This window comes from Arthrobacter sp. CAN_A214, assembly GCF_015751955.1.
Taxonomy (GTDB): domain Bacteria; phylum Actinomycetota; class Actinomycetes; order Actinomycetales; family Micrococcaceae; genus Arthrobacter_D.
The window spans coordinates 1-9,761 of the sequence record NZ_JADOUU010000047.1 but is presented as its reverse complement, the minus strand read 5'-3'; the positions used below and the strand labels follow the sequence as shown (position 1 = coordinate 9,761).

The following is a 9,761-nucleotide window of genomic DNA, read 5'->3' as shown; positions in this document are numbered from 1 at the left end:
GCAATGGCCAACTTCACAAGAGGAAATCAGCCGCTACCCGCGGCTGCCTAACCAAAAGAAACTAACCAACTGTCTCAAATCCTTGACACACCTCAGCACGGGTGACTCCACGAAACTCGGTATCGAGATCGAGTCAAAGCTCCAGGGACTCGAGGCGCCAGCCAAGTTGAAGCTCGCGGTATCGGGATGCCCACGCAACTGCGCCGAGTCCTACGTGAAGGACGTCGGGGTCGTCGCAATCGAGGGCGGACGATGGGAAATCTATGTAGGAGGAGCAGCTGGTGCCCACATCCGCAAAGGAGACCTGCTTGCAACGGTCGACGACCCAGAGACGGTGAAGATACTGACCGCCCGCTTCATGCAGTACTACCGCGAAACAGCCAACTGGCTGGAACGAACCTACGCCTGGGTTCCCCGACTTGGAATCGACCACGTCAGGGCAATCGTCGTCAACGATTCCGAAGGCATCGCCGAACGACTGGACGCCGAAATGCAAGTATCGATCGACAACTACCGAGACCCCTGGAAGGAACGCGACGACCCTATGACGCCGGGCCAGTTCCGCACCTCACTCCCCCTCGGTACCGCTTCCCCACGTACCCGTGCTCGAGCCCACAGCAACGATGCCGGCCACCGAGACAGGGCGCGAGCCGGGCGACACCAAGGTGACCCGATGACCGGTCCGACGCATCTCGACGCGACGGGGTCGGCCCCCGTCTCTACCGGAGCGCTTCCCGTACCTCCTGACGGAACGGAAGCGGTACCGACGGTGCTGGGGCCGGCAGATCAGGTACCGATCGGCGAGGGCCGGGCATTCGCCGTAGGAGGCGAGCAGATCGCGGTATTCCACCTGCGGGACGGCACCTTCAGAGCCCGATCGGCCGTCTGCACTCATCGCGGCGGACCCATTGCCGATGGAACCATCGACCAGCGGGTCGTCATGTGCCCACTCCACCAGAATGTGTTCGAACTCGACACCGGCTGCTCCACCACAGGCGCTCCACCGCTGAAAAGCTACACCGTACACGTCAACGGTGTTCAGAACATCGTCCTGCAATTCACCTGATGAAAGTCCTCTCGTCGGGACTGTCCGATGAATGGTGTGCAGGCCCCATTGGGCTGTGAACTCTGCAAACCGGTCCTTCGCTGCCTGCTTGGACGGAGCGGTGTAAACCGGTCCGAGCGCCCACACCATGCCGTCGCGGTGTTGCCGGTCGCCCTAACGGAACGAGTTGCGGATTACGTCCATCCACTGATGCACCACCGTTCACTCCCGGGCGGTCGTGAACGCTTGCGGCAGGTACTCAAGCCCGTTACGGACATTCTCGAAGCCGCGGTTCCAGCTCGGAAAATACCTGCAACCGGAACCGGACGCTCTCAGCACCGTCACCGGCTGAAATCCAAGGATCTCCTACTCCCCGTTCGTGGTGACGCCCACGACGAAAGTAGAACGGGATGTTGCGCACCTGCCCACCGCGGACCGACACCGCCAATCGCACCGACGAGAATCACCGGCTAGAACGAATCCAGCGGGCGAGACCAGTCCGTTAACTCACCGGCGACCTTCTTAAACGACTTCTCAAAGCGATCTTCGAGATGGTGTTCTTTGACACCTTGATCCCATAGACCTTCTCGAGCGCGCCAACCACCTCGCCGCATTCAGTTCGCTGCGTCGCACGTCTGACTGTAAGCCAGTTTCAGCAACACTCCCTCACTCAGGGCCTGTCTCCTTATTGGCGTAGCCAGATCAGGACTGCATGGAGGGCGACCGCGGAGCGGTAGGTGATGGTGAGCTTGTCGTAGCGGGTGGCGATACTGCGCCATTGCTCGAAGATATTGAAGGACTGCTCGACGACGGTTGGCCCTTGAAGAGTAAACCTTATCGCCCATACCGCGTCGGGACGGGTCCGAGCCCGTCCCGTGCCGGGACGTGGGACGTTGATGGCCTCAAGGACGTGCGGGAACATCCGGGAGTCCGAGCCCTGTCCCGGTCCGATGATGAACGCCAGGGGCCGGCCCTTCCCGTCGCAGGCGTGGTGGATCTTCGTGCTCGACCCGCCCCGGGAACGCCCGAGGGCGTGGTCCTCGGGCTCGGACCAGCGTTTCTTGCAATTCGGCAGATCCCCCTGTGGTGCGGGGAAGGTTCGTACCGTGCTGGTGAGCGCAGTTGATTGTCGAGTCCATCGACACAGTTCAGTAGATTTCACCCGCGGCGTCGGCCTGGGTCAGTAGTACGGCGTGGATCCGGCCCCAAATCCCCTCTACCGCGAAACGGCGGTGGCGCTTCCACGCGGTCTGCCACGGATCGAACTGCTTCGGCAGGTCACGCCATGCGATCCCACACCGGTACCGGTAAGCGATACCCTCAACGACCTGGCGGTGGTTCCGGAACGGGCAGCCGCGTTGGCCATCGGAACTCGGCAGCAACGACTCGACAGGAGTCCACTTCTCATCGGGAAAAGCCTGAAATCGAGACATGCTGCCAAGGTATCCAACCGGGGATCAACCTATTGGGAGACACGCCCTGGGGCTGTCATTGCCGGATTCACATTTGAAACGTCCCTGAAACGAATACTCGTTAGCGTCGAAACTCCTATCTGTGGAGGAGAAGCATCATGAGTGACATGTTCGGTCGGAATGCGGCGGAAACCTTGATGAGCGGTCTCGGGAGGCGCCGGTTTCTGGGGGTCATCGCGGCCTTCGGGACGCTCTCGGCAGCAACAGCGTGCACCAGCGCAGGGACGGCGGCAAGCGGCAGTGCAGGAACGCCGCCCGCGACGGGGCAACCATCACCTGGCGTGTCAGGTGTCGCCGGAGGCACCCCGTCAGCGGTTGGTTTCGGCGAAATTTTGCAGCCCGGCAGAGGTGCCATCCAGGGCGACGCGTATCTGGCGTCCACCCCCGGGGAGGTTTTGTGGGGCTACGTGCCCACGGTTCACGCCAAGCCGGTGCTGTCGATCCGCTCCGGCCAGACGGTGACCATCGACGCCCTTTCCCATGAAGGCATCCTCGAGGACCAGGGACGGGATCCACGGGAGTATTTCGGGGCACTTGGTGTGGCCGAGAACAGCATCCTCGAGGACGCGGTGAGTATCGCGGCCGAATACAACCGGACGCCCCGGAACTTCGACGCCGACGGCCCGCATATCGTCACCGGCCCCGTCGCGGTCGAAGGAGCCGAACCCGGGGACGTCCTGAAGATCGAGACGCTCGAGGCAACCCCGCGCGTACCCTACGGCGTCGTTTCCAGCCGTCACGGGAAAGGAGGGTTGGCCCTGCAGGCGGAAAACCAGCCGCCCGCAGGCATCACCCTTGAGGAAGTGATGCCCCCAGTCGCCACCGACAACCGTTCATCGGGCATCCCCTCGGACTACGGGAACGTCTCGGTCTTCACAGCTATTGAGGACGGCAAGGGCGTGATGAGAAGCGGAGACATGACGGTGAGATTCCCGCTACGCCCCTTCATGGGAATGATGGGTGTGGCATTCGCCGAATCCGAGGAGCTCACCTCGCCCGAAGCCAACTCGGTCCCTCCCACGCTCGGCGGCGGGAACATCGACATCCGCCACCTCGGTGCGGGGTCCACCTTCTACCTGCCGGTGAAAGCGGAGGGAGCGTTGTTCTACGTCGGTGATCCCCACATGGGGATGGGCGACGGAGAAGTGGCCCTGACCGCGATGGAAGGATCGCTGCGCGGCTCCTTTCGGCTGACCGTGTGCAAACCCGGTTCGGGAGACGCACCTTCGGTTGCCTACACATATCCCTTCGGCGAGACGAAGGACGCCTGGATTCCCATCGGGCTCTCTGACCCCGATGGGCTTGCAGGAGGAGGGGTCAGCGGAGACCTGAACGTCGCCATGCGCCGGGCCATCGTCAATGCTCTTGACTTCCTGCAGAACGACCGGGGGATGGACCGCGCCATCGCCTATGCCTACCTCTCGGCGGCCGCGGACTTCGCCGTGTCGCAGGTCGTGGACCGCACCGTGGGTGTACACGGGCTCATCAGCAAAGCGGACTTCACCTGAGTGGATCATCGGAAAGCGTCCACGACATTGAGCTAGTTCCCTGACATGGCGGTGATGTCGCAAAAATAGTGAGTAGGTTCAGGTGATGAACGAACTGGTTGCTTTTGTCCTGGCCCGCGTTGCGGAGGACCAGGACCTCGCTCACGCAGCCCTGCATGATCCCGGGTTCGGCGGCGTTCTGGGTGCCTACGTGCATGGCGGCCACGCCGATCGTGGGCAACCAAATTACAGGCCAAGATATGCCTCGGATGACCCGCTGGCCCGTCACATCGCGCAACAACACCCTGGAAAGGTAATTGCGGACTGCCAAGCCAAGCAACGTTTAGTGGCGCATCTGCAAAGCATTCACCGCGATGACGAGGCAACCAGTGAACAAAACGATGTGCGCATACTGCTCGAACTTCTGGCCATGTCATGGAACCAGCACGCCGACTACAGGACCACCTGGGTCAGCTGATACCTCAGCGACCAAGGACACGTCAGGCCGCCCTCACCCAGCGCGGCCTTCCAAGAGATCAACGACAGCACCCGAACACACCTCTGTGCAAAACGCGCATGACGCCTGCGCCCAGCAACACTGCACGACGCAAAGCCATCGGCGCCTAACTGCTGAAGCGAAGATCACTCAGCAGCGTCCGGGGGGACCGTCCGATAAACGGTGTGTGGGGTCCGGCGGCTTCATCAATAGGTGGTGTTTTCGAACCGGCCCGCGAAGGAGAACACGCTAGTTCTTTCTTTCGTCGTAAGCACGCACGCACGCACGCCCGAGGGTTCCTCCCGGACTGCCGTTTGGGTAGGTTGAACCTAGTCCACGGTCGTCGTCAGTGGCGGGTCAGTCGGCATGTTGGAGGAGTCGACCTGGAGTCCTACTGTGACAGTCTGTCCCTGGTTCAGTGTCGAAGCCCAGTCTGCTCCTACACAGGTGATGGATTCTTTGGGTACTGCAGTGCAGGTCATTCCCCAAGCATTGGCTACGGCGGTGGCGTTTGGATCGTCCCACTTCACTGACCAGCGTTCTAGATCCTCGTCGGCCGTAACCTTGATTGAGGCGACGTAGCCTGTCTCCCAGGAGGCTTCCGGCACCCACTGCATGGAGTTAGCGGTCTGTGCTGTACGCGGAGGCGTTGTTGGCGAAGGTGGAGTCGTTGAGTCGGTCGTGACCTGTTTCGTTGGTTGGGTGACTGATGGTTCCTGGAGCAGGAAGGCCAGGGCGGTGAGTTTGCTGGTTTCCGGGGTTCGCCAATTGTCTTTGATAAGACCGCCTGTGTCACCGCTATTGGGGTTATAGGACCAATAGGAGTAGCTGATCCCGGTGCTGTCTAGGTATTTGACCATTTGGTCCAGCCATTGCTTGTCGGAAGTAGTTTCGAGTTTGGTTCCGAATTCGCCGAGGAGTACGGGCGCGATGCCCTGTCTGGCGATGTAACCCCAGTTGGTGTCCCAGACGCCGGGCAGGTTGACGGGGTAGTCGGGGGCGGAGAACCACTTTTGTGGGTACACGGAGCCAGGGTAATCGTGGGGGGAGTAGACGACACGGTGATCGACGTCGAGCCCGATGGGATGCGTGGCGACGCCTTTGAGTCCGCTCCCCCACCAGGTGGCGGTGCCGTCGGATTCGTTTTCGATGCCTTCGACGATGATGAGCAGGTTCGGGTTGATGGACAGGACTGTATTGCCGGCCCGTGTGGCGGCGGCCTGCCAATCGGTTGCAGGGTTTCCGCATCCCCAGCAGGCAGCTCCGCGCGGTTCGTTGTGCAGGTCGACTCCGATAACGGTCGGATTGTTCTTATACCGGTCGGCGAGCCTTGCCCAGTCCGCGATCCATGTTTCCTCACTGTAGGTGGGGGTGTACCAGAGTTCGGACTGTGATCCTGAGTCCGGTCGGTGGCGGTCAAGGATGACATTGAGTCCGTTGGCTTTCGCTACGGCAATGACGGCATCCATGACCTCAAGCGGGGCTTTGCCGAGCAGATCGGGGTTGGCCGAGTAGTCAATGGAGCTGGTTTCACCGGTGGTGATGCACTCATTGGAGTACGGTAGGCGAATCGTGTTGAACCCCATGTCCTTGATTTGCCGGATACCCTCGGCAAGGTTGATGGTCCACAGCCCGTGAGGCGCGCATTCCGGGGTTTCCAGACCAAACCAACTGGTCGACTTGATCACGTACGGGTTGTTTGCCGCATCGCGGATCGTTCCGCCATCAGTGTGGAGCCAACCGGAGTTCGCGGCTGTGGTTTCCGCTGCTCTCACCTCACCCGTTCCTGTCTTGGCCACAGCTAGCCCGCTGAGGACCAGGAGTACCACTACGGCACATAGTGTGGCCTTGAGCAGGCCTAGCATCTTTGTGCTGGGCATACGTTGGAATAATGGCATGCTGCTGGGTGGTTTGGATCGCATGGCTGAGACCTTCGTTGTTCGGTAGCCCGGCTGACCGCGTGGGTCCCGTGGCTTTGCGTCCCCGGCTCACACCGGGTTTGCCCTTGTCGGCAACCACCCTCTCGTACCACAAACTGGTGCGGTAGAGACGGACGGCCTTGTCTTATTCTCCGGTAGACACCTCAGCTATTGATGCGGCTATGCCCTTGTTTGAACGCAGTGTTTCCGCAGGAAAAAGGGGAAGGTTCTGGCTGCATCGCTCTTGATGACTATGTGGCGGGACCGGGGCGGTTATGGTTTCCTCGGTGTCCTTCATGGTGGTGTTGACCAGAACTGCGGTATCGGTATTCACGGTGTTGCTCCTTCGTTGCGGTGGTGTCGGGCCCTTGGTGACCAGCAGTGGGCTCTCTCCCCCGACGCTTCTATGTCTGTCAAGCGGGTGGAAACGGGTGTGGGCGCAGACCATAGCGGGGCGGCTTTGGTGACCGGCCAGCGTCCCCTCTCCCCCGTTGTTTTGGCTGCTGGCGAAGCTTGCGGAGCTGTGGCCGACGGAGGCCTGTCTACCCCTAGGGCAAGGGGCCGGGAATTTCCGGAGGAGATCAGCGACGAAGGAGCGCCGCAGGGAACTTCCTGCACCGCAGGCCCCGGAGGAACGGAGGGGCTAGACCGGCCGGAGCGGACACGTACAATCCGTCAGGACAGCAGCAAAAACAGAAAAACGCTTCTACAGCCCGAGCTCAGCGAGGCCCGTGCAGTAGGCCTGGGCGCTTGCCGCGCGAGGCCGGAACCCAGAGTCTTTAGGCCACACGTTGTTCCGGGCTACGTTGCTTGCGCTACGCCCAATTGATCAATCGGCACGCTTCACGGACGGTGATGATATGAGAGCATCTGCCGTTGAAGCAGTCAGCGTTTCCGGTCGGTCGTCTACTCACGAAGCCACGCCCGGTATTGGAACACCCGCCGCACCACGAGCTGCGGTTCTACCGGCTGCTCAGTCGGGCCATTCACGCCAAGCCCGCACCGCTCAGGCTTATCGCGGAGATGCCCGCCGACGCGCATGCACTCGTTGCTGCAGCGGGTGCCCGGGTGCGCCACCGATTTCCCGGGATCCAAGTCTTAGTCGGTTTCCGATGCGGGATAGAAAAAGACATCCACCGAGTTGCCGCGGTAATGAAACCGGGCGAGGCTCCCTGCGGGAGGCCTTCCTCCTCGAATGCTCCCGAAAGGAACCACGCGTCGATGTCCGCAAAAAGATCAACCCCGGGCGGTACGCAATTGGCGCCGTCGACGGTGGGACCCGAACGGTCGATGAGCATGAAGCACTGAAGTCCCTGCTTATCCACGGCGAACCACGGTTCTACCCCCCGATATGCTTCGTAGCCGCGAATGCTGGTGCGGTCGACGTCGGCTCCCAGGAATTCCAGCAACGAAAACACCACACTGTCCGCCTCGCCTGCGATCGGATACAAGGTGGCATCGGGACGCGGTCCCACGAGCGCCTCCACGGTGTACGCGAGGGCAAGAAAGCCCACCAGTGCACCTGCCAGGAACCAGCCACGGCGGGTACGTGAAGCAGTGATGCGATGCCGAAGCGACCGCGGTGAGCCCTCGCTGGAGACCGCAGCCGTGCTGCCGGCTGCCGAGTCCGGGCGATCAGCTCCGAACATCGTCCAAGCGAAGTCAGCCGCTGGCGCGCCTTCCGCGGCGGGAGCAGCTTCGCTGATTTCGGTGGCGCCTTTACGCGGACTCGCGGTGCGTGCCGCTTCCAGTTCCGTCAGCCGTGCCAGCGCAGCGGGGTCGTCCTGGATATCGGGATGCCGACCATAGGCCCTCCTACGGAGCTCATCCAGTTCACGCCCGGCATCGGGCGGGGGCGAGGATGCGTCCATCAGTCGGCCTCGGGGATGAGGTGGACGTAGGCATCCACCGTGTCGCCACGAAAGATGAACCGGATGATGCCATCGCCGGCGAGTCCTTCGAAACCTTCAAACCCATCACCGGATGACGAGACGTCCATGATCAGGTCTGCCCCAGACGGAGCGCAACGCGATTCTGACAGGCTGTTGCTAGCTAGGTGCACCGCCACGAGACACGGCGAGTCGAACGAGTTCGCCCCCGCCCAAATCTCGAGGCCGCGATACGACCCGAACCCGCAGAGGGTTGAAGTGTCGATCTCGAACAAGCGCAATTCCTCGACCAACCGGCTGTGGACCTCGCCGAAGGCCTCGGCCGCGGTCGAATGCAGAGTAGCCTGGGGGCGCGGTGCGGATACGAGGAGGACCGTCGCGACGATTCCGCCCGCGACGACCAGTCCGCTAATCCCCCACGCCAGGCGACTCCGCCACATCACCGTCGCGCGTTGCGCGAGCGACCGCGGCGAGCCTTCCTCCGTCGGCTGGGACGCGGCAGACGCGGAGCTGGCCGGCTCCGGCGCCGCCGGATTTCCTGCTGAGGCAGCGTCGGCTGGTGCCGCCGTCGGCGGGACATCAGTTCGGGCTGTTCCTGTGCGCGTAGGGGCATCCGCCCGGCGCTCGTCCTCAGTGCGGCGCGCCGCCTCGACTTCGCGCGACCGTGCGAGAGCCGGAAGATTGAACCCGATGTCGGGATCCGGCTCGTACGCACTCGCGCGCAGTTCATCGAACTCGCGGTCGGCGTCCGAAGGGGGCGTGAAGCCGTCCACAGCTGAAAGGTACACCAGTGTGCCGAGCGAGTCTACGGGCGCTCACACGAGGGCCGCCATGAAGCCGGGACAGCGGAAGGCTTGGAATCTTCACCCCCGGCACACAGGATCGACGTTGCTGAAGATCGGGCGGTGAACACGATCAGGCGCCGGCCATGGTCGGCGGCGTTCTCCAACAGATACGTCTCCAGGCCCAATCACAGCTCGAGGCCTCTATACGCCGTTTCGGGTGCTGTGCTCGGTTGCGCTGGTGGCGGTCCAGCTTCCCAGGAGTGCCAGGGCGTGGTGGGAGGGGCTGCCTGTACGCGCTGGGGCTATGGCGCGTGAGACGCTTTTCCTAGCTGTTGGCCTTTTCCAGTGTTCGGCCGATGATGCGAGCTGCCTCTGCCCCGGCAGCGTGGGACCGGGCTAGTTCCGCAGTGGCGTAGAGAGTGTTGAGTTGGCGGTAGAGGATTCGAGCGATGTAGCGCTTGAGGGATCTGCGGATCTCGCGATAGCTACGGCCTTCCTGAGTGCGTCTGACGACGTAGTCCCGTGTTCCAGGGTCATGGACCATCCGGGTCATGGTGATGGTGTGCAGTGCTCGTGAGGTGTACTACTGATGTGAGACAGTTTTTGAAAGGATTGTTCTCATGTCTGCTCGACCAAGTTATACCAATGAATTCAAGGCTGATGCCGTG

Annotated in this window: 6 protein-coding genes, 2 pseudogenes and 1 riboswitch; of the genes and pseudogenes, 4 read left to right on the top strand and 4 right to left on the bottom strand. The window is 62.0% G+C overall.

Features of this window, described 5'->3' with window-relative positions:
• Positions 1–94: 94 nt before the first annotated feature.
• Positions 95–605 (top strand): annotated as a pseudogene (locus IWX65_RS18145) (NAD(P)/FAD-dependent oxidoreductase); the annotation flags it as partial.
• Between the two features lie 68 nt (positions 606–673).
• Positions 674–1,066, top strand: coding sequence for a Rieske (2Fe-2S) protein (locus IWX65_RS18140; RefSeq protein WP_196884646.1), 393 nt, complete (start codon positions 674–676; stop codon positions 1,064–1,066).
• Positions 1,067–1,730: 664 nt separating this feature from the next.
• Here the strand turns inward: IWX65_RS18140 and IWX65_RS16600 are convergent.
• Positions 1,731–2,478: pseudogene (locus tag IWX65_RS16600) on the bottom strand (IS5 family transposase).
• A 137-nt stretch (positions 2,479–2,615) separates the two neighbouring features.
• Between IWX65_RS16600 and IWX65_RS16595 the strand changes: the two are divergent.
• Together IWX65_RS16595 and IWX65_RS16590 are read left to right on the top strand one after the other, a co-directional pair.
• Positions 2,616–4,025 carry an acetamidase/formamidase family protein gene (locus tag IWX65_RS16595; RefSeq protein WP_196884641.1) on the top strand — a complete coding sequence of 470 codons (1,410 nt, stop codon included), beginning with the start codon at positions 2,616–2,618 and terminating at the stop codon, positions 4,023–4,025.
• Positions 4,026–4,110: 85 nt separating this feature from the next.
• A complete protein-coding gene (locus IWX65_RS16590) occupies positions 4,111–4,482 on the top strand; it encodes a DUF6221 family protein (protein WP_334683959.1) in 372 nt (123 codons plus the stop codon).
• A gap of 347 nt (positions 4,483–4,829) precedes the next feature.
• On the opposite strand, the gene IWX65_RS16585 is transcribed toward IWX65_RS16590, so the two are convergent.
• The 3 genes from IWX65_RS16585 to IWX65_RS16575 all read right to left on the bottom strand — a co-directional run bounded on the left by IWX65_RS16585 (position 4,830) and on the right by IWX65_RS16575 (position 9,096).
• Positions 4,830–6,380, bottom strand: a complete 1,551-nt coding sequence (locus IWX65_RS16585; RefSeq protein WP_334683957.1) for a cellulase family glycosylhydrolase — start codon at positions 6,378–6,380, stop codon at positions 4,830–4,832.
• Positions 6,381–6,439: 59 nt separating this feature from the next.
• Positions 6,440–6,514: riboswitch (cyclic di-GMP riboswitch) on the bottom strand.
• Between the two features lie 891 nt (positions 6,515–7,405).
• Positions 7,406–8,290, bottom strand: coding sequence for a hypothetical protein (locus IWX65_RS16580; protein ID WP_196884636.1), 885 nt, complete (start codon positions 8,288–8,290; stop codon positions 7,406–7,408).
• Positions 8,290–9,096 (bottom strand): hypothetical protein, encoded by an 807-nt coding sequence (locus IWX65_RS16575; protein WP_196884634.1) that lies wholly within the window; start codon positions 9,094–9,096, stop codon positions 8,290–8,292. Before IWX65_RS16575 ends, IWX65_RS16580 begins: the two co-directional genes overlap by 1 nt.
• Between the last annotated feature and the right edge of the window lie 665 nt (positions 9,097–9,761).